Raw genomic sequence first — 25,643 nt, forward strand, 5'->3', positions numbered from 1 at the left:
GAAACGCTACTATTGTTCTACTTTTTTGATCCCAATGATCTCACCATCGACTTTTTCCAACAGTTTTTTCAATCGGGGTGAGTTTTCCACCAGCTTGACAGGGTCAACAGACTTTTGCGAGTTCTGTTCCACATATCCGGCCGGGAATTCCTTTGACAGGTCGACATCAAAGCGAACTGTCAGATTGGTTTTATAGTAATCGCGCAAGGCGTTGGTGATAGTCTGACTATTCTCCGGTTTTTGCACCAGTTGCCGCGAGGCTTCACCGGACGAGAAAAACATGAACTGAATCTGGTTATCCTTAACGGCGGTCATTTCGGCCATGCGAAGCTGAGAGGCCAACATCGGGAAACTTTGCCGGAAATTGGTCAGAAAGCCATCCCATCCGGCCTGGAGCTGCGGCAAATTGATCGGTTTGCTCGGCCAGCTCTGCTGCGATGGCATCGATGCTGCGGCAGTCGGCGCGGAGGGGAGCGGTGTTGGACGTGCCGGAGGAGCGATGGCTCGTTTCACAGATGGAGGATTAAACAACTCAGGCGTGCCTTTGCCGGTGCCGGCAGTCGGTACAGCCGTGGCGACCGGAAGACCGCTTCCCAGTTTCTCGAGGAGTTCGGTTAATTGAACGGTCGACTCCATGCTGGCCATCTTGATAGCGGCGACCTCGATCAGGAGGCGTTCATCCAGACCGGACTTGAGAGCGTTATTCAGCTCGACCACCATATTCATCAGACGCAGCAGATCACCGACCTGGAAGAATTCTGCCTGTTTGCGGAATTCAGTCAATTCGGCTTCGATAAGCGACAGGGCACCGGATGCATCCGGGTCGGATTGCAAAATCATCAATATGCGGAAATGTTCTAAGAGCTCTTCGGCGAAATCACCGACGTCGATGCCGTTCTCGATTACCTGACGAGTCAGGCGAAGCGCCTGTTTGCGGTCCGAGGCCGCGATCGCCGCAACGAAAGAAAAGAGAAACTCGCGGTCGATGAGGCCGAGCGCCTGCACCACATCGGGTTCGTCGACCTTGTCGCCAGCGAACGCCACGATCTGATCCATGAGTGATAGGGAATCGCGAACGGAACCATCCGCCTTCCGGGCGATCAGGTGCAGGGCAGCTTCGGTAATTGTGATCTTTTCGTTGGTGGCAATATTACCGAGATGTTTTGCCAGGTCCTCGACAGAAACGCGACGGAAATCAAACCGCTGGGTGCGAGAGAGGATAGTCTCCGGGACTTTGAGCGGCTCTGTGGTGGCAAAAACAAACAGGACGTGCGGCGGTGGTTCTTCGAGCGTTTTGAGCAGGGCATCAAATGCCGAGCCGGAGAGGCGGTGAACCTCGTCGATGATATAAATGCGCTTTTTGCCACCGGCCGGGAGATAGCGAATATTCTCGCGGAGGGTTCGGATATCATCAACACCCGTGTTTGAGGCAGCATCGATTTCGAGGACATCCATCGACGAGCCCCCGGCGATCTCAAGACATTGGGAGCAGACGCCGCAGGGATTGTCGGTCGGGCCATTGGCGCAGTTGACCGCTTTGGCGAGGATTCGAGCAACAGTCGTTTTGCCGGTTCCGCGCGGACCACAAAAAAGGTAGCCGGAGGCAATCCGGTCGTGGAGGACCGCATTACGCAACGTCCGTGTGACATGTTCTTGTGCCACAACGTGGTCGAAGGTTTGCGGTCGGTATTTGCGGGCGAATACGACGTAGCTCATTTATTCAGTATACCCAAAAGTCAACCAATCGGAAATCAGATTTTGCAGACTGCTACCCGGTTACCGGTACCAAATGACCGGTGCGATTTAACATTTTGTTACCTTGACCGTCTTACTCTATATTGGTACGTAACAAGTTGATACACCTAATGACCAGAATACTCCTCATTTGCCTGTTTTTGTTGTCCGCTGCTTCGGCATTCGGTCAGGAAGTTCTCATGCCGCGCGGGGATTTTTGGGACAAGCGGGGGTTCTTTCTCGTGCGAATCGGATTTGTCTCGACCGGGGACTTCCTGCTCGATGGAAGGAGAGAAGAGACGCAGACCGGATTCTCGTTTGGGTCGGCAATGGAGTTTCGGGTCGCCCGATGGTGGCATATGGGGTTTGGGGTGGATGTTCATCGCGTTCATCTGGCTGATTCAGGGCAATACTTTATAGACGTGACCGGAACAGTGAAACGGCTCTTTTTTAGCCAGACCAGTCGGATCGGTCTTCGGCCGGGGTTGGCGATCGGAATCGGGGTGATGGACTATTTTGCCCCCCTGAACCATGTCCGGATCGAACGTTCTCATTATATGACCTGGAAAACCTCGTTTGAGACGATCTTTTTCGGGCGGGGGAGAGTGGCGCCTTATCTTGAAGCGGGATTGATCGGGGCCGCCTTTGGGGGGAACAACGAGCACAATATCAATTTCGGACCATCGACCTACTTTCGGGCCGGAGTGATGTTCTAAGCGGTCGGTTTCAGAGTTCTTTCGCCCAACCGCATCGCTACCAAGACATCAGATTCCTCCCATTCGCAATCAAGTATCAGCCAAAGATCCGCCGGAACTTAATTGACATGAAGACTAATTAAGTCTATTATGTAATATCTTTACTATCCAAATCACCTGATACTTTCATCCCAGACGGAGGGATCTATGACATCTCTGTTCACGCAACAGGGTCTTTCGCGGATGTTTGGCCGATTCCTGCTGGCGGCAGCTCTCACAACGCTTTCCTCTGTTTCGGCGGTTGCCCAGATCCCATCGTGGGAATGGGTCGCCAATGGACGATTGACCGGAACGCCGATCGCCGGCGGCATCACCACCCACGGTATTGGGGTGGATAACAGCGGCAATGTTTTTTTCGGCGGCGCGGTGGCGGATCAATCGATCGTCGGAGCGACAACCCTGAATAGTGCCGGTGGGACGGACATCTTTCTCGCCAAGACCAACTCTTCCGGGGCGATCCAGTGGGCGAAGCGCTACGGCACGGCGAACGCGGATCAGATCATTGATATGATAACCGACACGGCTGGGAATATGTACGCGCAGGTGTATTTTGGGTCACCCAGTTTCAATCTAGATGGTCAGACCGTTACCTCGCTGATCTTTGGAGTCTGTATTGCGAAATTTGATGCCAACGGGATATGTACGATCGCCAAAACGACGCAGAATATCGCCATTTATATAGGTGGACTGGCTTACAGTCCGCTCGGTTTCATGGCAGCAGTAAATAGCACGGTTGTCGCCAAACTGAATATGAATTGTGACACGCTCTGGACCCGGACAGTTCCGACGGGGCTGGGAGCGCAATGTCTGTTCTATGATGTCGCCATCGACCCGAGCGGGAATATTGTCGCCTGCGGGACCTTTGGCGGGACAGTCAATTTTGGTGGTGTGACGCTGACCACGCCCAGCACTGCGGATCTGGATTGCTTTGTGGTGAAATACAACACCAGTGGGACAGTCCAGTGGGCCAAGCAGTTTGGCTATCGCGGATCACCTGATGAAATAGCCTACTCAATTGCGGCCGATCAAGGAGGACACGTATATGTGACCGGCCATTACCGCGAGAAGTTGGGATTCGTGACGAATGATACTATCGCCAGCGGCACGCCGTTGACCAATATCTATCTGGCGAAATACTCGCCGACCGGGACGTATGAATGGTCATTGAACGGAGTTTCGACCAACCAATGCTTTGCTCGTCAGGTAGTATGCGATCCAAACAACGATATCTGGGTGACCTTTAGCCCAGGCGGAACTGTCAATTTCGCAGGTCAGGATCACATTCCGTATTCGTCTATGAGCACCATGATCGTGGGGATCGATACCAGCGGGATTTTTATGGCACGGCTGAAGCCGGATGGTCTTGGATTGACCGACCCAAAGCGGATGGTCTTCAATCGGGCAGGGTCCGCGTTTTATGTCGGCGGCTATCATATAGCATCGAATCCGACCGTAGTTACGTTTGGTTCGACGACTCTGAATACGTCTGGGTGTTGGGTGACCAAGGGGATCCCCGGCGTGACGACCGATATTGATGATGCTGAAGTAGTCCCCTCGTCATTTGCGCTAGAGCAGAACTATCCGAATCCGTTCAATCCGAGCACGACGATCCAGTTCAGTCTGGAGTCGCGCGAGCAGGTGACGATCGAGATTTTCAATTCTCTCGGTCAAAAGGTTCGGACACTGCTCAACGAGAGCCGTGGCGCCGGAGCGCATACCGTCGAATGGAATGGGATGGATGACGGTGGAAATGAAGTTTCGACCGGGGTTTATCTGTATCGACTGGTGGCGGGAGAAATGGCCCAGACTAAAAAGATGGTGCTGGTTAAATAAGAGAACAAGAATCGGTATTACAATTGAGCGAGCAGGTCAGCAAGACCTGCTCGTTTTTTTGTGAGCACTACTGACAGGTCAGCGAGAGATTCTCTTCCGCAATGCGTCGACAGCGAGGGAGATGAAACTGTCGTTGGTGGGGGTAGCAAGCGGGATCGTCGTCCCGGCAAATTGCCACGAATCATCGGTATCCTGCACCCTGATATATTCCTTCCCCAGTCGATCGGATGGTCCCGTGATCGCCATCCCAGAATCAGGCGAAACGCCGCCGATAGTCGTGTCGCTTCCCGGCAGATGCCGTTCCATCGGCTGTCGGCTCGGTCGGAAGAATGCGGAAGTGGAAAGCTTGAGGCCGCGGATCGAATCGGGGAGGGCAAAAAGATCCTGCGCCAGACCTTTGCCGTACGTGCGACTGCCGATCGTGATCACCCGCCTATTGTCCTGGAGTGCCGCCGCTAAGATCTCACCCGAGGAAACCGTTCCGTCATTAATGAGCATCGCGACCGGATGTGTCCATCTTGTGCCGGGCTCAGCAGTGTATGAGGTATCGTCTTCGGCGCGACCATGCAGCGAGACGATCACGCCCGAGTCCAGAAACATATCGGCGACCTGCCGGGCAGCACGCATCAGCCCGCCGTAGTTATCGCGAAGATCAAGAATGAGCGCTTTGGCACCGGATGCGTTGATGCGGGTGAGCGCAGAGTCAACATCGGCTGCGGTAGTGGAACTGAAATGGGTGATCCGAAGGTAGGCGATCTCCGGAGCGGTGTCGACCCGGTAGTCCGGCGCTGAATCGGACTGACGGCCGGAGCCGCGAACAGAAGTGATTTCGATCTTCGCGCGCTGGATCTCAACAGCGAGCGGGGACGAGAGTGAGTCGCGCTGGACAGTGAGTCTGACCGTGGTGCCGACCTTGCCACGGAGCAGCCCAAACATTACATCCTGCGACATCCCGTGGGCGATCTGTGAATCGACAGTCACTATTCGATCGCCGGCCCGGAGTCCGGCTGCCAGCGCGGGGGAGCCGAGGAAGACCCCACGGAAAGAATGCTGTTGCAGGGCGCTATCGTACTTCATGAATACGCCGATGCCGCCGAATGAGCCGGCGAGATCGAGATGCATGTCGCTCCAGGCGATCGAGTCAAGAAGTTCGGAGTACGGGTCGAGTTTGGTCAGGTCGCCGGAGCGGATGATCTCGATCAGGCTGTCGCGGGAGATGTCGCGCCAGTAGTTTTTCTCGATGATCTCAACGACGGGAGCGAGGGAGTCGGGGAGGGTCGACGACTGCTCCGCCCGGGCAAACGGGAGAAGGAAAAGCAGGACGGCACACGCGGCGATCAGGCGTACAGATATCGACATCAGCGCTCCATGTTACAGGTGGTGCGGAAATATGTCGGATTGAGGGGTGGGAGGCAAGGGGAGAGTGGGGGGGGAATGGCGGGGGTATTACATGTGATTGCAGATCTGTGTGGCTATGCTAGTATTTGTAATTGGGGGGGTGACAAACGGTCATTTCGATGTAGTTGTGGTTTGGAGGCTTGAGGTTTTGGAGGGTGCATTCTTTTGTGTTTGGGGAGAGGGGTGAATATTACAGTTGTCAGCATTTCGGCAGAAGAGTGCCGGGCGAGGAGATATCTCTCATATATATGGGGGTGACGGGGGAAGCAGGTAGAAAGGTAATACGAGGGGGTAGCAGCGCGCGTGGGTCAATTCGGGCTTCGGTTTCAACTACATGGCTAGTCCATCAGTGGACCAAAACTGCTCCGCTCCGTGCGGATCATGGTGAATTTAGAAACATGGTTTAACCCTGGTAACAATGGGCCACCCGAGCAGAAGACGGACGCCATTACAGTGTCAACTTGCATAGGTATCAGGAGGGAGTCCGACAAAAACACAGTCGAATACCCTGAGCATGTGTAGCGGTCACGTTGCTGCCTCGATGACTTCATGGCGCGTGGCCGTTGCAATCCCTCGAATTGTATGACTGCACTGTCTACAATGAGCATGGAGTCAATTCGCGTATATGTCGAATCTTTCGCGACATCGCGATTCCATCCCACGCACACGCTGAAGTAAAAAGTAGTGTCTCGTTTCGGATCAGCCCTGGACGAACCCTGGTAGGCTTCCAGTATCGGCCAGAGGGATAGGTCCTCGACTGATGGGTCGCGCTCCGATGCCTCGAAGTAGCGCCAGTGGTATGTAGTACACCCAACCACGATCATCAAGACAAGTACTAACAGGATTGCGAAAAAGACGTACTTCAGGATGTCCAATCTCATTGGTTTTCGACATTTCTTTGAGACGATTGTCATGCTTTTTCCCTTAGAACAATAAAGGAGAGTGGTGAGGGAAAAGTCAAGGGCGGGTTGAATTGAAGATCGGTCTATCCACGTGTTGTATGGTTCTGTGGTCCATTAAGGGAGGAGTGAATAGGTTGCTTCGAAATCGCGGGCGGGGATTTGTATTCTTTCAAGGGAGCGAACCGCGATTTCTCGCAATGACATTGAATGAATATGTGCAATTGAGAAGCCCACAATAAATGGTTGGGTTCTGTTTGCATGAGGAAAAGTCAGAGAGGTTAGAAATGTCGAAAGCTGTCTGTGCGAACCAGCGGCGCGTGGTTGGTTTTCGTCCCACAAGCCTTGCTATAACGAGCGAGTTTGTATTACAAAGCATAGTACTCCATGATCCACCCCCATTAATAGGGGGTGGTCTGAATGCCGCGCACCAAATTTCTTCGACTCCCGAAAGTTCAACCCTCTCACTGCTAACAACCTGATGATTCCAACTTGTCACCGCCTTGCCTAGTTCATCGGCCCAGGCTTGCAAGAGGGGGCTCTTGACATCCCCCTCGCTACCCCCTACCTTTACCCCTCAAAATGACCCAATTCCCCCACTTGACCAATCGGCCTAATCTGCCGATATTCACTTGTATAACAACAGATTAGATAGAGGACTCCGTGCCCCACTTCTCGGAACTGAAACGAACCCATACCTGCGGCCAACTCCGCGCCGCCAATATCGGCCAATCCGTCCGTCTCAACGGATGGGTCAACGCCTACCGTAATCTCGGCGGTCTCCTCTTTTTGGACCTTCGCGATCGCTACGGCATCACCCAGGTGGTGATCAATCCGGAGACTTTCGACCCCGCAATGCTGACCGAAGCCCAACGGACCCGCTCCGAATTCGTCGTGGCGGTCAAAGGGGAAGTACGCGAACGGCCGGGGACTACCCATAATGCCAAAATTGCGACCGGCGATATCGAGGTCAACGCGACCGAATTCCATATTCTGGCCGAGTCGAAAACGCCGCCGTTTGAAATTACCGATACGACCAACGCCAACGAGCTGCTCCGGCTGGAATACCGATATTTGGACCTTCGACGCAAAGAGATGCAGGAGAAGATACGTATTCGTCATGAGACCACCATGGCGATCCGGAACTACCTGAGCGGGGTCGGTTTCTACGAGATCGAAACGCCGCTGTTGATGCGCTCGACCCCGGAAGGGGCTCGCGATTATGTCGTGCCGAGCCGCGTGCACCATGGAAAATTTTACGCGCTGCCGCAGTCGCCGCAGTTGCTCAAGCAGATCCTGATGATCTCCGGGTTCGACAAGTATTTCCAGTTGGCGCGCTGCCTTCGCGATGAGGATTTGCGGTCGGACCGTCAGCCGGAACATACGCAGATCGATATGGAGATGTCGTTTGTCACCCCCGAGGATGTCTGGAAAGTCATCGAAGGGATGATGCAGTATATCTTCAAGACGGTGCTGAATGTCGAAGTCCAGACGCCGTTCCTTCAGTTGGAATTCTCCGAGGTGATGAATCGCTGGGGGATCGACAAGCCCGACCTTCGGTTCGGCATGGAGATCGTCGACCTGAGCGAGACGGTGCGCGGCTCCGGATTCAAAGTGTTCAACGATACACTCGATGCTGGCGGCGTGGTGAAGGGGATCGTGCTGACCGGTGGCGCGACTTACAGCCGCAAGCAGATCGATGATCTGACGCAGAAGGCGAAAGATCTTGGCGCCGGCGGGCTGGCGTATCTGCTTCGGACGGACAGTGAAGTGAAATCGCCGATAACGAAATTCATCGGCGATGAGATGCGCGACAAACTGCTGGCCGCGGCGAAAGTGAATGTCGGCGACGCGCTGTTTATCGTTTCGGATAAAAAGTTGAAGTGTGAGACGATCCTCGGGCAGTTGCGCCTGCAATTGGGGCGCGAGCATAATCTGATGAAACCGAATGATTTCAAATTCCTTTGGGTGACGCATTTCCCGATGTTCCACTACGACGAGGAACATAACCGTTGGGAAGCGATGCATAATATCGTGTCTCATCCGGTGGAGGCAGATCTCAAGTTGGTCGAGGCAGGGTTCACGTCGACGTTACCCGGTTCCGATCTGAATCACCCGTGGCGTCAGGCGCGAGCCTTGCAGTACGATCTGGTGGTGAACGGTTCGGAAATAGCTTCAGGCGGCCAGCGGATCAACCGTCGCGACTTGCAGGAGAAGATTTTACAGATCCTTGGGATCAACAAAGAGCGCGCAGACCGGATGTTCGGATTCCTGCTCAAGGCGCTTGAATATGGCGCTCCGCCACATGCCGGGATCGCTCCCGGACTAGATAGATTGGTGACGTTGATGACCGGATCTGATTCGATCCGCGATGTGATCGCGTTCCCGAAGACCGCGCAGGCGCAGTCGCTGATGGATGGCGCTCCCTCTGAGATAGAGCCGGATCAACTGGAAGAACTTGGATTACAGATCGTCAAAGGAGAATAAGCTCTCGCTGAGAGATTATGAATCACGAAAATGACGATAAGCGCGGACGGAACCTCGTTACCGAGGGGATCGACCTGCGTTTGCTGTTCGGGCAGAATGACAGTTTTCTTCGCCAGATAGAGGCGCGTTTCCCGGTCAAGATCGTGGCGCGCGGAGACCGGATCAATATCGACGGTGAGCCGAAAGATGTTGACCAAGTGGTCGCGCTCTTCACCGACTTGATGACGCGCGTCCGCAAAGGGGCGTATATCACCGACCAGTACCTGACGTATGCGATGGCGATGGTGCGGGAGAATGGTCAGGGGCCGGCGGAATCAATCTCGACCGATGCGCTGTTGACCTCCGCGCTGAAGAAGGCGATCAAGCCGAAAACGATCGGTCAGTCACAGTATGTGGAAGCAGTAGCCAAAAATGATATGGTCTTTGCGATCGGTCCGGCCGGTACAGGCAAGACGTACTTGGCCGTCGCGATGGCAGTCGCAGAGTTAAAGGCGAATCGGGTCAATCGAATTGTCTTTACGCGTCCAGCAGTGGAAGCCGGCGAATCGCTCGGCTTTTTGCCGGGGGATATTCGGGCCAAAGTCGACCCGTATCTGAGACCGGTTTATGATGCTTTGTACGATATGCTCCAGCCGGACAAGATCCGGAAACTGCTGGAGATGGGGATAATTGAGATCGCGCCGCTGGCCTTCATGCGCGGTCGGACGCTGAATGAAGCGTTTGTCGTTTTGGATGAAGCGCAAAACACCACCAGCGCGCAGATGAAGATGTTTCTGACACGAATCGGTGAAAGTTCGAAGGCGATCATCACCGGTGATGTCACGCAGATCGACCTTCCGGATGCAAAGGCCTCCGGACTGGTCAAGGTACAGCGAATATTGAAAGGGATTCCAGGGCTGGAATTCATCTATTTGACGGAGCGGGATGTGATACGACATCCGCTGGTCCAGGCGATCATCAAAGCGTATGATCGTTACGAAAACCCAAAACAGGGTCCAAGGGAATAAAACAGGCGCACGGATAGCCGCCGTATGTTTGCGTTTTTACTGAGAATCAAGCGTCGGATCAAGAAGCTTCTCAAGGTCCAATCGGTGACCCGCCAGAAGCCTCAATTGACTCCGCGTGCCAAAGCGATCAAGCTGCTTATGCTGCTTGCCGTGACGGCGTTTATTGCGTTCACCTACCCGGCTGAAGACTTCTATGATCCGCTGGATACGCCGCGTCGCGGCGATATCGCCGACCGCGACATCATCGCGCCATTCCAGATCACCCTGTTCAAAGATTCCAAAGAGATAGAAGAAGAAAAGGAACGTCGCCGGCTGGTCATTCCCATGACGGTCCGCGAGGATACCGCGATCACACTGGCGATCTACCGGTCATTCGACCAGTACGTGGCGCTGATCGACTCGATCAAGCGGAGCCACTCCGATATAGGCACGCGTACCGCTCCCGATGTGATCACATCGGTTGCCCAGCGTTTCCCGCTTCTGAGCCAGGGGGCGATCTTTAAATCGCTGGTGAGCCAGGAAGATTCGGAACTGCTGCGGCGGAGACTTCAGCGAATATACAGCGAGCAGATCTACAAGGTCGGCGTCGTGGCTGACCTTACGTACCTTGGGGATGATGCCACCAGCATGATCTCGATCCGGCGCGGCAACTGGGAAGGTCTGTATCTCCGCGAGCAGATCCTCGATATCGCCACCGCCAACGCCACTTTATTGGCATCGATCAATCGTCTGGCGGCGGCTGACTCAGTCGATGTTGAGTTTTATTACCTGCTGGGGCGGAGTTTCGTTCAGCCGAACCTCTTTCCGGATCAGACGGAGTATACTCGTCGGGTAACCGAGCAATTGAGCGATGTCTCGTCCGCGCGAGAGGTGATCGAGCCGGGTGAGTTGATTGTGCGGCAGGGGAGACGGGTCAGCGAGCGGGAAGAGAGAATACTTGAGGAGATGGGACGGCTGCTTCGCGCCCAGGCGGCCGAACGGAATGTCCTGGCGCTCTATTTGCCGATCTTTTCGCGGATGGCGCTGATTTTCGTGATCTTCTGCACCCTCTACCTGTTCCTCTATTTCTTCCGACGCGATATCTATCGATCGAATACGCGGCTGTTGGCCCTGCTGATGGTTTTTGTACTCCAGATGATCCTGATTCTGGTCCTCAGACGACTGGGGTGGGATGAGTCGGTATACTACTATCCGATCGCGGTCCTTCCGATCATGGTGACAATCCTGTTCGATGCCGAAGTGGGCATGCTATCCACCGTGGTGCTGGCGGTGTTGTTGGGGGTGATGCACAGGTTTGATTTCACGCTGGTGCTCGTGACGGTTGTGGTCGGCACAGTGGCGGCGATCACTTCGCGCGAGGTCCGCAAGCGTTCGCATTATTACCGGATCGCGCTCTCGATCATACTGACCTATGTGCTTCTGCTCTTCCTGATCGAGCAACTGAAACTGAATCCGACACGAGACATGCTGCAGTTGATGCAGTTCGCAGTGCTGAATGCGCTGGTCTCATCGTTGCTGACGATCGGAATACTGCCGTTCTTTGAATCTATATTCTCGATCACCACCGATATTACTTTGCTTGAGCTGTCGGATCTGAATCATCCGTTATTGAAACGTTTGGCGCTGGAAGCACCGGGGACATATCACCATTCGATCTCGGTCGGCAATTTGAGTGAAGCGGCGGCCAAGGCAATTCATGCCAACCCTCTATTGGCGCGAGTCGGCACATATTATCATGATATCGGAAAGATCGAGATCCCCGAGTACTTCATTGAAAATCAGTTGGGGGTACGCTCAAAACATGAGGCGCTGACCCCCTCGATGTCCTCCCTGATCCTGGCTGCGCATGTCAAGCGAGGTCGCGTGCTGGGAGAAGAGAATGATATACCGGATGATGTGCTGAATTTTATCGAAGAGCACCACGGTACCATGGTGATGACCTACTTTTACAGCAAGGCGGTCGAGCAGGGGCTGGATCCGGCCCAGGTCGATAAGTTCCGCTATCCCGGTCCAAAACCCCAGGTGCGGGAGACAGGAATAGCGATGCTAGCGGATGCGGTTGAGGCGGCCAGCCGGACGCTGGATAATCCCAAACCGGCGCGGATCCATGAACTGATCCAGCGGATCATCACGGACCGTTTTCAGTCGGGCGAACTGGATGAATGCCCGCTGACATTGCGCGACCTGGCGCGAATTCGCGAAGCGTTTGCGCAGGTGCTGATCGGGGCTTTCCATCAACGGGTAGCTTACCCTAAAAAGGACTGACCACTAGGCAATGCGGCTGTTGATCCATAAAGAGATTGTCACGCGCGTTCCGCAAAGAGCAATGCGCGAGCTGTTTGCGGTTGTTTCCGGACACGAGGCGAAAAAAAACTGGCAGGCCGGGATAAATCTGATCTTCACGACAGATCGCCGGATCCAACAGCTCAACGATGAGTATCGCGGGAAAGACAAGCCGACCGACGTATTGTCTTTTAATATCGATGATCCGGCATCGAAGGATGCCACGTTTGGTGAAATATATATATCCGTGCCGACCGCGAGCCGTCAGGCCGCGTCATTGGGGCACTCGCTCGAACTGGAGTACCTTCGGCTGACCTGCCATGGCTTGATGCATCTGTTCGGCTATGATCATCAGGAATATCGCGAGGCCGAGCGAATGGAAGCACGGGAACGAAAGTATTTGCGGGCAATCGGGAGAATAGTCAAGTAATGGACATCTGGTTATATACGCTGTTTATCATCTGGTCGTACCTCTCGGCCTACGTGGTTTCACTCTACTCTCTGGCGGTCTATCTTGATCCGGAAGAGGTGGAGACGCTCTTGCCTCACATTTCGCGCCGCCGCCGTCAGTTTATTATCAAACTGGCCGGGGATCCGCGCGTGTTGATGCAGATAGCAACGATCTACAAATCGTTTGCGCTGATGTTACTGACCCTGATGTCGGCACTGTTGGCGCGAGTGGTCGCGACGAAGCTGGAGATATCAAGTGTCTATTTTTACGTCGTGGGACTGCTGATCGTCTGGGGTCTGTATATCACCTTTGTCGAGTATATGCCGCGAAAGGCGAGTCGTCGCGTTTTGGATACGACGCGCGCACCGAGGTATCTCTGGTTGGTCACCTCGATCTATGTCGTGTTTTATCCGGTGGTGGCCGCATATCGAGCAGCGCTCAAGCGGATCAAGTCCGAAGAGGCGACGGCGGAGGAGCAGAAGGAAGAGATCGTCGAGCGAGCAATCGAGACGCTGGCCGATCAGGCAGGGATCAGTGAGACGATCATCGAGGAAGATGAGAAGAAGATGATTGGGCAGATCTTCCTGCTGGACCAGACAGTGGTGCGGGAGATCATGATCCCGCGAATCGATATCGTCGGGATCGGCAAAGAGATGTCCTTCCGCGAGATCCAGCAGTTGATCCAGCGCGATGGTTATTCCCGCTATCCAGTGTATGATGGGACCATCGACCGAGTGATCGGCATCCTGTATGTGAAAGATCTTTTTGCCAGTCAACCGGAGCCGGGAGAGCGGTTCGATATCAATAAGTACCTGCGGCAGGCCTATTTTGTGCCCGAGTCTAAGGTGATCGGCGACCTGCTTCGCGAATTCAAGGCGACCAAGCTGCATATCGCAGTGGTAGTGGATGAATACGGCGGCGTCTCCGGTCTGGTGACGCTCGAAGATATCCTCGAGGAGATCGTCGGGGAGATCCAGGATGAACATGACATTGAGGAAGCGCAGTTCATCCCGCAGTCGGACGGCCGGTATCTGGTGGATGCGGCTATGCTGGTGGAGGAGCTACAGGAAGCGCTGGACACTGACCACGAACAGGGGGATTACGATACGGTGGGAGGCTTGCTCTATTTTCTGATCGGCGGGGTGCCCAAGCAGGGGTTGACGATCGGGTGGCATGACCTTGAGTTTGAGATACTCCGACTGGACGGTCAGAGAATCAAGAAAGTGCGAGTCTGGCGGAAGACTCAACGTGTGAATGGATAGCCGCACTGAAACAACACATCTATCCAATTGTGATTAAATAGGTTACTGTGCTCGTCGCGCAGTTATACATTCCCCCTAATATAACTTTCAGTTTCATCCCGTCTCGTCCGGAAAAGATTTCCAGACGAAATTCAAAATCGGCGTGTGCCTTGCTGAACCGCAGGTTCTGCGTCCTCCCAAATTATTGCTTGACAGAACACTAGCGGGAAGTTAGTATAAGGTGTGCAGAAAATGCGCTTTCAGGCATTTGCTGTAGAGAGGGACCAAGTGAGTTTTCGCTTGATTCAGTTGGTCATGGGCAATTTTTGGAGGTAAGTCTATGCGAGGCGCGATTCGTTCACGATTACCATTTCTCATCGCCCTACTTGCTGTGATCTTCATCTCCGTTCCTGGGTTCTCCGGTGAACATCCTTGGGACTCTGACGGAAGCAAGAACGGTTCGACTGGCGGCGGTTCGACGGGTGGGTCCGACGATCCGAGCAAAGGTTCAACTGCAATTGCGGCGTCAGCTGAATGTCCGGGCGGTTCAGGGGATAATCTCCTGATCTCGTCGCGGTCGACCATGTCACTGGTATTCCGAGTTTCGTACTACTTGACGGATCGGCTGTATGTCGGCCGGTATGAAACGGGAACGAAGGTAAGACAGGCGGCACGTAGTACTGGTCGCTAAGCGATCGAGGGCGGGGCTGTGTGGCAGCCCCTAACCAGCAACCGTCGTAACAAACGGTAGAATAAAGATGAGTCTTTCCTCACAACAGTTTGTCATTGATAACCGCCTACTGGCAATCGAGGAGTTACTTCGTCAGCGTAAGTACCCCGCGGCACTCCGCGAGTGTGAAGCGCTCGATGAAGCGATTTTCGCGGACAGCGATCTTGAGACAGGGCTTTTGCTTTCGCTCAAGGCAGATTGTCAGTTTTCTGCCGCTTCCTATCGGACCGCGATCGAGTATGGTCTTCGCGGCGCCAAACTTCTGGCTGATTTCCCGGTCAACAAGAGATTCGGACGAGTCCAATTGGTTTTGTCCAAGTCCTATGCTGCGTTGGGTGATCTCAAGAACGCGGAAATGCGTGCTCGAGATGCTCTGGCGTCGTATCGTCGCGGTGGCGACCGGGAAGGTCAGATCGATGCCTTGAACGAGTTGGCCAGAACATCGTTCATTCGGTGCGATTTCCATGCGGCGAGTGATTTCCTGGCCGATGCGATCAACATGATCGTCGATAATCCCCGCAAGCTCGCACAGTTGACCGGTAACCTGGGTCGTATTCGACTCCTGCTTGGTCAGTGGGCGCTGGCGGAAACCGATCTGAATACCGCGCTGTCCTACAATCAGCGTCATAATGAAGAGATCTCCGAGGCGCTGAATCTTTTGTCTCTGGGGTATCTGCAACTGCGTCGCCGGGAGTTTGTCGCTTCCGCCCGCTTACTGGAGAAAGCGAATGCGTTGATCGTGCGCCTTGAACTGAAGCGCGAGCGCGTTATTTATCTCGAGTATGCCGGCGAACTGGCGCTCGAACGGGGCGACACGGTCCGGGCCAAGCATCTGTTGCAGGAAGCGTATCAGGCCGGACGACTGCTTGCTCCCGAATCATCGCTGGTCACGCAGTGCGCCCGTCGTTTGGCAGAGGCCGAACTGGCGCTGGACAATCTGGACGAAGCGATGAAGTATGCCCAGAAGGGGCTGGAGCTTTCGTTGCAATTGGGTGAAAAGGGTGAGGTTGCCATGACCCGCCTGGTGATCGCCCGGATATTTACCGCGCGTCAGGAGTTTGGCGATGCGGTTGAGCATGTGCGAGCGGCAGTTGAATTGGCGCGACAGGTGGGGGATCCTATGGATCTCGCGAAGAGCCTGTTGGTGTACGCCGAAGTGAAAATGGCCGCCGGCTCCGATGAGCATGAGATCATCCGCTCGTCGCTGGATGAAGCGGCGCGTATTTTCCGGAAACTCAAATTGGAATTCTGGCAAGCCGAGACGGATTTCCGTTCGGGGATGTTTGCCTGTCAGCGCGGCGATCTGTCGCGCGGTTTCCGCAAGATCAGCCGGGCAGAGAAGCTCTTTATGGCGCTGGACGACCGTCCCAAAGTGCGCGCGGTGAGCCAGTTCCTGCATTCATTGACCGACCAGGCAGTGGCGCTGGCGGTTTCCGAAGAGAACGAATTTAAAGTATTCGGTAATCTGATCAGCAAGCCGGAGATGCGGGATCTCAAGACGATCCAGATCGACGACGTGCTGAAAGCCCTGATCCGGAAGACCAATGCAAATCGGTCGCTGATCTTCTCACCGGATTTTGAGGGGACTCAGGTGGTGGCGTCCTGGCAGTTGGCCCCGATGCAGGTCAAGAAGTTTATCGACAGTTTCCAGCCGTTATTGGGTCAGGAGATCTCGCAATTGCGACCGACCCTGTTGCTGGATTGCCGTCGCGATCCGTATATCAATGGATTATTCCCGGATACGCCGGAAGCGATCGCCAGCGTGATCGTCGTGCCATTCACCATGGCCGACCAATGTACGCGCTATCTGTATATCGATAAACTGTCGGTCGACAATATGCTGAATCCGTTCAGCCAGGCGGAACTGAATTTTGCGGTCGGATTCACCGACCTGATCGCCTTCAAATCAGCCGAACTCCAGAAGATGAAGCTGATGGAGGACAACCGTCGACTCAAAGCGCAGTTGATGGAGAAGGCGGCGTTTCCGAATATCATCACGCAGAATTCGAAGATGCTCGAGATGCTGGCGCAGCTTCGCCAGGTGATCGACTCACCGATCTCGATCACGATCGAAGGGGAGACGGGGACCGGCAAGGATCTGGTCGCTCGAGCGATCCACTATAATTCGGTTCGTCGCAATAAGCGGTTCATTTCGGTGAACTGTGCGGCGCTCCCGGAGACGTTGCTTGAGTCCGAGCTGTTCGGCTACAAGCGCGGCGCATTCACCGGTGCGGATCGGGACAAGTCCGGATTATTCGAAGAGGCCGATGGCGGTACCTTCTTCCTGGACGAAGTAGCGGATATGCCGCTATCCATTCAGGCGAAAGTGCTCCGCGTGCTGGAATCGAAAGAATTGGTCAGGCTGGGAGAGACGGTGCCACGGACGGTGGATGTCCGGATCATATCCGCGACCAACAAAGAACTGAAAGACCAGATGGCCAAGGGGCTTTTCCGGCAGGATCTCTATTATCGTCTGTCGGCGTTGTCGTATCATCTTTCGCCGCTTCGTGAGCGGAGAGAAGATATTCCGCTGCTGGTCGGACATTTCCTGGAAGAGAGCCGCAAGCGGGTCACTCCGGAAGCGTTGCGCGCCCTGATGGCGTATGACTGGCCGGGGAATATTCGCGAACTGGAGAACGAGATCAAAAAGCTGGTCCTGTTGTCCGGGGAGAACGAAGAGATCGTGCTGGAACTGCTTTCCGGAAAGATCTCCAGTCCGTTTGCCTCAGCCTCGACGGTGGCAGTTGCCATTCCGCAGGGGAATGGGACGGGGATGTCTGATGAGGATGTGAATTTCGGCGACACCTATTCGCTGTACGACTACCTCGCGTTCTGGGAGAAGAAGTTCATTGTCAAGGCGTTGCGCGAACAGCGTGGGATCAAAAAGCACGCGGCCGCAACCCTGAATATACCTGAATCGACCTTGCGTCTGAAGATCAAGCAGTACAATATCGACCTCGATCGTCTCGACGCAATTTCCTGATAGGCAACTTGCCTGGCGGAGCCATTTGGTTGTATCTTGGCCGCCATGCCAGTTGCCCTTTTTTATTCCCATTTTTCAACCTCCCCACAATTTAACATGGCGTTCGACGAGTGGATGCTCGAACAGGTGATGCAATCACCCGGCTCGGTATTTCTTCGCCTGTACACCTGGCAGCCAGAGGGGATCACCTTTGGGTTCAACCAGCGCCAGGAATCGGCCATCAACTGGCAGAAAGTGGGGGAGACCGCGGTGATTCGGCGAGTTACCGGCGGGAGGGCGCTTTTTCACGATCAGTCAGAATTAACCTACTCAATTGCAGTGAATATGCGGGATCAGGGCGCGGATCGGCTCGTCGGCTCCTTGTCTGCGGTCTCGGCGAATCTGTCCGAGGCGCTCGGTCAGTTCCTGGGAGAGGTCGGAATACAGGCAAGATATGAGCGGCAATCGGCTCCGGAGAACGCACATCCTGCGTTTTTTCACAAAGCTCCCTGCTTTGCCTCGGCCGCCAAGTACGAGTTGATGGCAGGGGGGCGGAAGGTAGTCGCTTCGGCCCAGAAACGATTGGGGGATGCACTGTTACAGCACGGCTCGATCAAGCTCGCGGGGTTGTGTCGTCATCCGGCACTGGATGCCGATGTGGAGCAAATTGACGATTTTTTACCGGCCATCGACGAAACGGACTTTGGACAACATGCAGAGCTGTTTCGTCTGGTGATGGGGAAGGGTCTGGGAGTAGAATTTGCGCCGGCACTGTGCGACTTCGCACAGATGGAGCGGATAGCTGAGCAGGTTGAGCGGGTTAACACAGCGCCGTGCGAGCGGCGTGAAATCATTAAACAAAGCAGAGGCGCAAGTAGTCTATAGCATACGAAGTTAGAGTGCGAAGGGGAGAAAAATAGCGCTTGACTTCCCCCGCGATTTGCGGCTACTTTTCCGGCTGCTGCCGGTCTGCAGATGTTGGTTTGGCCGGTTTGTGTAAGTGAATGATAGGGTTGGATATTAAGATTGCTGCTCTTGCCTACATCGTCTGGCGAAGCCCCCTCGCTTTCTTCTGATCCAACTAGTTGACACCGATGGTGAGACAACTGGCGTACCGAACGACACCGTTGTGGTAGCGCCGCTGGAATCGCGAATGTTCGAATGTGCTGATATGTCAGGAGGAAGAGAAATGCACGGCGTTGCTAAACGACTGCTTCTCGGTTTCGTAATCTGTGTCGGCGTGGTAGCGATCATGAGTGCATCGCTGTTTGCCGCTTCGACCGGTCAGATCAAAGGACGACTGGTCGACAAGGAGACCGGAGAGCCAGTCATTGGTGCATCGGTTCTGGTCGTCGGTACCAAGTTTGGTGCCATGTCGGATCCGGATGGCCGCTATATGATCGCCCGGCTTGATCCCGGTAAGTATAGCCTCAAGATCTCATCGGTTGATTACAGTACGGTTGACGTCACAGATGTCGAGGTCAAGTCGGACTTCACGACCGAAGTGAATCAGAAGCTGAACAAGAAAGTGACGGACCTGGATGATGTCATCTCGGTTATCGCCACCGCTGACCCGATCCAGAAGTACGAGACCTCAAACATCTCGTCGATCACTTCGGCCACGATTTCGAAGAAGCCGGTGCAAACGGTCGACGCCTTGTTGAAGAACGTTGCCGGTGTGCAGACCACGACCTCGGGTCAGGTTTTCATTCGCGGCGGTCGCGCTGGTGAAGTTGCGTATATCGTCGATGGTGTGCCGATCGGTGACCCGCTGGGCGGAACCGGTGGCGCTGGCGCGAACCTCTCGTTGGTGTCGGGTTCGATTCAGGAGATCCAGATCATTAAAGACGGATTTGACCCTGAATACGGAAACGCACTGTCCGGTATCGTCAAGCTGACCTCGCAGACGGGTAACAAAGACAACACCCGCATCAACATGCAGTTCATCACCGACGATCTGGGAACGCAGGACCTGAACAAGTATTCGCGTAACTACGATTATATTCGCGGTTCCATTTCCGGTCCGGACCAGTTCTTCACCAAGAAGATCCTCCCGGCGTTCGGCTTGAATTTCCTGGCCGACAAAGAGTTTACGTACTACATCTACGGCGAAACCGAGATGTCGAACGGCATCTATCAATATGATGATTACGATACCCGCATCACGACGCGTGAATTCGGGACGACTGACTTTTTCGGGCTGTTCAACATTCCATACAAGTCGGATAACCGGTATTTCTGGCAGGCGAACCTGAAGTTCCGTCCGCGTCAGAATCTGAACTTCATTCTCTCATATAAGTATTCGAAGCGTCGCTGGACGCCGTTTAGCTGGCAGTATCGCTACAGTTCATCGACCGCCCCGATCGCACAGGATCAGTGGCAGTCGGTCTCGCTGGAAATGTCCCAGGAGATCTCGAAGAATATGAGCTACGAAGCGGTCTTCTCATTCTATGAGAAGAATGTGCGCCAGCAGCCGGGTGACCCGGACAACCCGGGTAAGGGACTTAATCCTGATCAGTTCTACCTCGAGTCCGAGTGGGAATCATTCACCGATCGAAACGGCAACGGTATATATGACGCACCTGAGCCGCTGATCAACCTGTACCCTGACTCTGCCGTCTACGGCACCGACTTCTCCGGGCCGAACTATACTCGTGGTGATTACCCGATAGAGTTCAATATGCAGACGGGCGAAGCATATTTCGCGGATTTCCGCTTCAATGATAATGGATTGGCTGATGACCTCGAAGGCGAACCGTTTGTCGACCTGAATAACAATGGTGTTTGGGATCAGGGAGATTACCTGAACGACAAAAACGGTAACCATGTTCTTGATTCCGAACGGCTCAAACCGATCAACCAGCGCGAGCCGGAAACCTTTATCGATGGTGACTCGGTCCGCGGCGAACCGTATACCGACATTAATGGTAACGGCGTTTATGACAACGGTGTCGACGGATTTATCCGGTCCTCTGATAAGACCATCAACCAGGACCTCAATTATAATGGTCGTCACGACGGTCCCGAAAATACCTCCCCATTTCAGTGGGAGCCTTCGATCCCGTATTACGATCGCAACGGAAACGGGATATTCGATCTGCCCAACGGTCTGTATGACCCGGGAGAAAAGTTTGTCGATCGAAACGGGAATGGCGAGTACGATTACGGTGGTACCTCGAACTTCCTGAATCCGGGGAGTTTTGACGAGGATGTGGTCTGGCACCGTCGCAAAACGCGCACCTGGCGCGGCGAGGTGAAAGGGTTCCGCCAGTTGGGGAACCACCAGCTCAAGGCCGGCTTTGCAATGTCCAAAGAGCTCTTCTCGTATGAAGAGATCGAAATGTCCTACCTGCCGTTTACCGGTCGTGTGACCGATGTCAACAAGGATGGGATCCCGGACGAGCCATATCCGACGCGCGGTATCTTCCGCGACTTCTTCTCGTATGAGCCGATCACCGGAACGTTCTATTTCCGCGATAACCTCGAGTACGGCTCGATGATCGCGAACATCGGTATGCGCTGGGACTTCTTCCTTCAGGACACCGAGGCATTGGTGCCGGTGGTCAAGGGAGACGATCTTGGCTCGGGAACGATCCTGGGCGATCGCCAGAAGATCTCGCCGCGCATCGGTTTCTCGTACCCGATCTCGGACAAGGCCAAAGTCCACTTTAACTATGGACACTTCTTCCAGCTTCCTGAGTATCGCTACATGTACGCGCGAAACACGACCAGTGTTGACGCGAGTGACGTGGTTGGTAACTACAACCTGGATTACCAGAAGACGGTGCAGTATTCGTTCGGCGTGAAGTACGCAATGAACGAGAACTATGCGATCGACTTCTCCGGTTACTTCAAGGATGAGTGTGACAAGATCAACCAGCAGCGGGTGACGCTCAATCGGCGCACGGTGAACCAGTATCGCAACCGCGATTACGGTCGGAGCCGCGGTTTTGAGCTGACTCTGGAAAAGCGTGGTGGCGGATATGTGAACGGACAGCTCAGTTACACTTACGCCTTTGCGTACGGCAAAGCGTCGCAGGCTTCAGAGAACTACCTGTCCGATTTCGCGTTGTCGCGTGAGCCGCTGACCGAAGCCGCCCTGGACAACGACATCCGTCACTCGATCAAATCGTACGTCCAGTTCTACATTCCGAACAGCGTGAAGCCGCGCTTGTTTGGTGTGCCGATCCCGAACGGCTGGGCGTTGAGTATCGAGTCGATCATCGAATCAGGCAGACCGTTCACCCCGGATTCCAAGTATCCGAATTTGGATATCTCTTCGAGCGAAGAGATCGAGCGCAATTCGCTGCGCTATCCGACGACGGCCTATTTCGATATCCGGTTCAACAAGGAATTCAAATTCGTCGGTATGGACTATAGCTTCATTCTGTGGGTCGAGAACATATTCGACACGCGTAACGCTGATGCAGTTTACACGACCACGGGTCGTGCGGACACTCAACAGAACATCAGCGGCAACGTATTTGAAGGAACTTCTTACGATCAGAACCCGGGCAACTGGGGGTACGGTCGTCAGGTCCGCGTCGGTCTGGAGATGAACCTCTAACCGGGCAGTATGAGGCAACGAGTGACTATGAAGCGTAATGAGGATAATATGGCGACACACACACGCCGGCGCACCGGATGGGCGTTAGGAACGATCGGACTGCCGGTTCTGGCAGTGGTGATCGCCCTGATGTTGCCGTCAATGGCTGCGGCCCAGGCAAAAGTCGGCACCACCGGCGCCCAGTTCCTTGAGTTGGGTGTATCGGCGCGAGCCATGGGTATGGCCGAAGCATTTTCGGCGGTAGCCAATGACATCTCCGCCGTCTATTACAATCCGGCTGGTTTAACGGCCTTGCTCGGAAAAGAAGTGATGACCACGTACATTTCGCTCCCAGCCGATGTGAACTATGGATTCGTCGGGATGGGCGTACCGCTTGAGGCGGTGGGCGGCGTGGTCGGGATCGGTCTGTATGGACTGAGTTCCGGCAAGATGATCGAGCGGACTTACCAGCAGGGAACCTACGAAGGGACCGGCCGTGAGTTCTCCGCTCAGGACATGGCGATCTCGCTTGGCTACGGCCGCTATTTGACTGACCGATTCTCGATCGGTCTCAACGTCAAGTATGTGGGCGAGTATTTCCATGACTACACGGCGAACGGCTGGTCGGCAGATGTCGGAACCAACTACGATACGGGATTCCGCGGATTCAAGATCGCCATGGTGATCACCAATTTCGGACCCGATCTGAAGTTTATCGACAAAGCATATCCGCTTCCGATCAACTTCCGTTTTGGCGCCTCTATTAATGTTCTGGATAACCAGAACCACTTGATGACGTTTGCGGCCGAAGGCTCGCACCCGTCGGACAACCTCGAGAAATATAACGCCGGTTTAGAGTATACATTCAACGATCGATTCATCCTCCGCGCGGGCAGTCGCTTCAATTACGATGAAGACGGACTGACGTTCGGCGGCGGCGTACGTCTGCCGTTCGGCCAGGAGAGGGAACTGCGGGTCGATTACGCGTTCCAGGATTACGGAATTCTGACCGAGGTTCACCGGTTCAGCATGGCGCTGAGCTTCTGAGCGTGAGAGGGAATGAAAGATGAAGGGTACAATGACTTCTGCTGTTAAATCTCGACTCACGGTGATGGCCATCGCGTTTGCCCTGGTGGCATCGGCGATCCTCTTGTCGGGCTGCCCGGACAGGATCACCGGCGAGCAGACGGCCAATATGAAACCGGTAGTCTATTTTGTGAATATTCCTCCGGAGAATTACCAGACTTCGCGCAATCCGGTCATTTACTGGATCGGTTCCGATCCGGATGGTCAGGTGCGTCAGTTCCGGTACAAGGTGGTTCTTGAATCGGAGATGGGTCTGAATACACCGGCACAGTATATTTCGTCAGTACTGAATTCGCTGCCGGCTTCCGAGTGGACATATCTCAATGTCGATGACTCCTTGCCGGATCCGCAGACGCAGCAGGCGGTGCGGATGCAGGCGGATCTTTCCGATCCGGTGAACGTGTTTGTGCCGCAGTATGTTTTCCTGCAGGCATTTGACGAACAGGGGACCGGGTCTGATATCATCTATCGTCGTTTCAATCGCAATGACAACCCGCCGCAGACTTTCATCCGTCTGCCCGGGACGTACGACGAATTGACCTCGCCGTTCATTAATGCGGTGAACGCAGGTGGAGCGATCACCGGTGTCCGGATAGGCTGGTATGGCGAGGACAAGACCGACTATCCGTCCGATCCGCCACCATTCGAATTTGAGTGGAAATTGCTCGGTCCGTTCACGTATGATTCGACGAACAACAACGAATTCCGCAATATGATGCGTGACTATGTCAAGAAGGTCTTTCTGGCCAACGATGGTCGGCTGTACCGTCTGGGCGACCATGACACCATCCTCTACTATTGCGATTCACTGGATACGTCTGCCGACCCGGATACACTGGTTCACTACCTCTGTACCCGGCTATTGGTCGACACGATCTCTTCGACGAATCCGTTCGGAACCCTTGATAGTATGTTCATGATCGATGATCCGGGATTGATCAATGCCGGTCTCCGTCGTGTGGCGGACAGCTCCGGAGACGAGACCAGTCCGTGGGTCAGCAATCTGGCGGATACCAGTTTCGACGTGTATCGCCTGCGTCAGCCTGACACGACTACTGAAGAGAAATTCGTGTTGTGGGTGCGTAGCCGTGATGACGCGAATGTACCTGACCTGGTGCCGGCATTTAAGCCGATCAACGTCATTGAGCCGAAGTACGAGCGCGAAGTGCTGGTAATCGACTTTACGCGCAAATTCCGGCGATTGAACGGCCCGAAGCCGGTAGCAGCTTATAACTACTGGCGCGACATAGTAAATGCCTGGAAACCGAATACGTGGGATACAACCGACTACTATAACCTTGACGGACCAAACAAAATCCCGCTCAAGAAGATGCTTCAGTATAAGATAGCGGTTCTTTATAGTGACTCGAACGAAAAGCCGTTCCTCATAGACGGTAAGGGGCTGGCGCCGCCGGCTATTACCATCTTCAAGGCGATTGACGCCGGTGTGAACGTCGTTCAGTTTGCTCGTTCAGCGGGTCCGGAAGGTGTAGATAAGTTTAAGGACTTCACCGATCCGACGTTCCCAGTGGCGCCGCCGGCCGAGTACCAGAGATATTTCGGGATCACCGGATTCGTCTATCATGGGTGGTGGCACTATGCGTTGGATACCTCAGCAGTGAAACCGTCGGTTCGTATCGAGGACTTTATTGGAGCATACAGCCTTCGTCTGGAAGAGGACGATGCGGCCAGTTTCCCTGATCTGACCCTGGATACGGCTAATATGCATCAGCGGTATGAGTGGGGATTCTCGATCCCGCCGCTATTGCCCTTTGACCGGTCGAAAGTGCTCTGGATCGATACAGTGGCCTGTATGCCGGAGGTTGGCTGGGTATCCCGCCAATACGGAACCGAGCCGCTCTATCTGTATAAGTCGAAGTTTGGTCTGACGCATCCGCTTGGACCGCAGTTGAGCTACGACGGTTCGCCGGTGGCGATCCGTTACGAGACCAGCCTGTTCAAGACGGCGCACTTCTCCTTCACCCCACTTGGGATGGATGATGACCAGATGTATACGATGATCCATGCCATGTTCAATTGGCTGTATCCGACCAATCTGGGAGCGGCGCCGAATGAAACGATCAACCGCAATGTGAACGCCGCGACTTCGTTCTCGGTCGACCAGGTTCGACGGAATGAGGAAGCGCGAATGGCAGAGTACAAGCGGATGAACGGCATTCAGGATTAACGTCATTCGAATCGCTCGCTGAGTTGCGAGACTGAATATGCGG

The 25,643-nt window shown here is 54.4% G+C and carries 14 protein-coding genes; 12 read left to right on the forward strand and 2 right to left on the reverse strand.

Annotated features, from left to right (window positions below):
• Positions 1-9: 9 nt before the first annotated feature.
• Positions 10-1,716: a DNA polymerase III subunit gamma/tau gene (gene dnaX / locus IPH75_01845; protein MBK7140805.1), complete on the reverse strand. Its 1,707-nt coding sequence runs from the start codon at positions 1,714-1,716 to the stop codon at positions 10-12.
• 149 nt (positions 1,717-1,865) lie between these two features.
• Here dnaX and IPH75_01850 point away from each other — a divergent pair, with 149 nt between their 5' ends.
• On the forward strand, positions 1,866-2,450 hold the full coding sequence (locus IPH75_01850) for a hypothetical protein (GenBank protein ID MBK7140806.1): 585 nt from the start codon (positions 1,866-1,868) through the stop codon (positions 2,448-2,450).
• Between the two features lie 186 nt (positions 2,451-2,636).
• Entirely contained in the window at positions 2,637-4,322 is a 1,686-nt protein-coding gene (locus IPH75_01855; protein ID MBK7140807.1) for a T9SS type A sorting domain-containing protein, read from the forward strand.
• 78 nt (positions 4,323-4,400) lie between these two features.
• Here IPH75_01855 and IPH75_01860 read toward each other — a convergent pair whose 3' ends face one another.
• Positions 4,401-5,681, reverse strand: coding sequence for a S41 family peptidase (locus tag IPH75_01860; GenBank protein MBK7140808.1), 1,281 nt, complete (start codon positions 5,679-5,681; stop codon positions 4,401-4,403).
• Positions 5,682-7,300: 1,619 nt separating this feature from the next.
• Between IPH75_01860 and aspS the strand changes: the two genes are divergently transcribed.
• The 10 genes from aspS to IPH75_01910 all read left to right on the forward strand — a co-directional run bounded on the left by aspS (position 7,301) and on the right by IPH75_01910 (position 25,600).
• On the forward strand, positions 7,301-9,106 hold the full coding sequence (aspS, locus tag IPH75_01865) for an aspartate--tRNA ligase (protein MBK7140809.1): 1,806 nt from the start codon (positions 7,301-7,303) through the stop codon (positions 9,104-9,106).
• Positions 9,107-9,123: 17 nt separating this feature from the next.
• Positions 9,124-10,113 carry a PhoH family protein gene (locus IPH75_01870; GenBank protein MBK7140810.1) on the forward strand — a complete coding sequence of 330 codons (990 nt, stop codon included), beginning with the start codon at positions 9,124-9,126 and terminating at the stop codon, positions 10,111-10,113.
• 24 nt (positions 10,114-10,137) lie between these two features.
• Positions 10,138-12,378, forward strand: coding sequence for an HDIG domain-containing protein (locus IPH75_01875; protein MBK7140811.1), 2,241 nt, complete (start codon positions 10,138-10,140; stop codon positions 12,376-12,378).
• 10 nt (positions 12,379-12,388) lie between these two features.
• The gene (ybeY, locus tag IPH75_01880) at positions 12,389-12,826 is read left to right on the forward strand and encodes an rRNA maturation RNase YbeY (GenBank protein ID MBK7140812.1); all 438 of its coding nucleotides are present in this window, start codon (positions 12,389-12,391) and stop codon (positions 12,824-12,826) included.
• Entirely contained in the window at positions 12,826-14,109 is a 1,284-nt protein-coding gene (locus IPH75_01885; GenBank protein MBK7140813.1) for an HlyC/CorC family transporter, read from the forward strand. The genes ybeY and IPH75_01885 overlap by 1 nt, the downstream gene beginning before the upstream one ends.
• Before the next feature lie 737 nt (positions 14,110-14,846).
• Positions 14,847-17,801, forward strand: a complete 2,955-nt coding sequence (locus tag IPH75_01890; GenBank protein ID MBK7140814.1) for a sigma 54-interacting transcriptional regulator — start codon at positions 14,847-14,849, stop codon at positions 17,799-17,801.
• A 45-nt stretch (positions 17,802-17,846) separates the two neighbouring features.
• Positions 17,847-18,665 carry a hypothetical protein gene (locus IPH75_01895; GenBank protein MBK7140815.1) on the forward strand — a complete coding sequence of 273 codons (819 nt, stop codon included), beginning with the start codon at positions 17,847-17,849 and terminating at the stop codon, positions 18,663-18,665.
• A gap of 304 nt (positions 18,666-18,969) precedes the next feature.
• A complete protein-coding gene (locus tag IPH75_01900; GenBank protein MBK7140816.1) occupies positions 18,970-22,347 on the forward strand; it encodes a TonB-dependent receptor in 3,378 nt (1,125 codons plus the stop codon).
• Between the two features lie 27 nt (positions 22,348-22,374).
• Positions 22,375-23,373 carry a PorV/PorQ family protein gene (locus IPH75_01905; protein ID MBK7140817.1) on the forward strand — a complete coding sequence of 333 codons (999 nt, stop codon included), beginning with the start codon at positions 22,375-22,377 and terminating at the stop codon, positions 23,371-23,373.
• Between the two features lie 19 nt (positions 23,374-23,392).
• Positions 23,393-25,600: a hypothetical protein gene (locus IPH75_01910; GenBank protein MBK7140818.1), complete on the forward strand. Its 2,208-nt coding sequence runs from the start codon at positions 23,393-23,395 to the stop codon at positions 25,598-25,600.
• Positions 25,601-25,643: the final 43 nt, after the last annotated feature.

The sequence above is a fragment of the bacterium genome (assembly GCA_016708025.1).
Taxonomy (GTDB): Bacteria; Zixibacteria; MSB-5A5; order GN15; family FEB-12; genus FEB-12.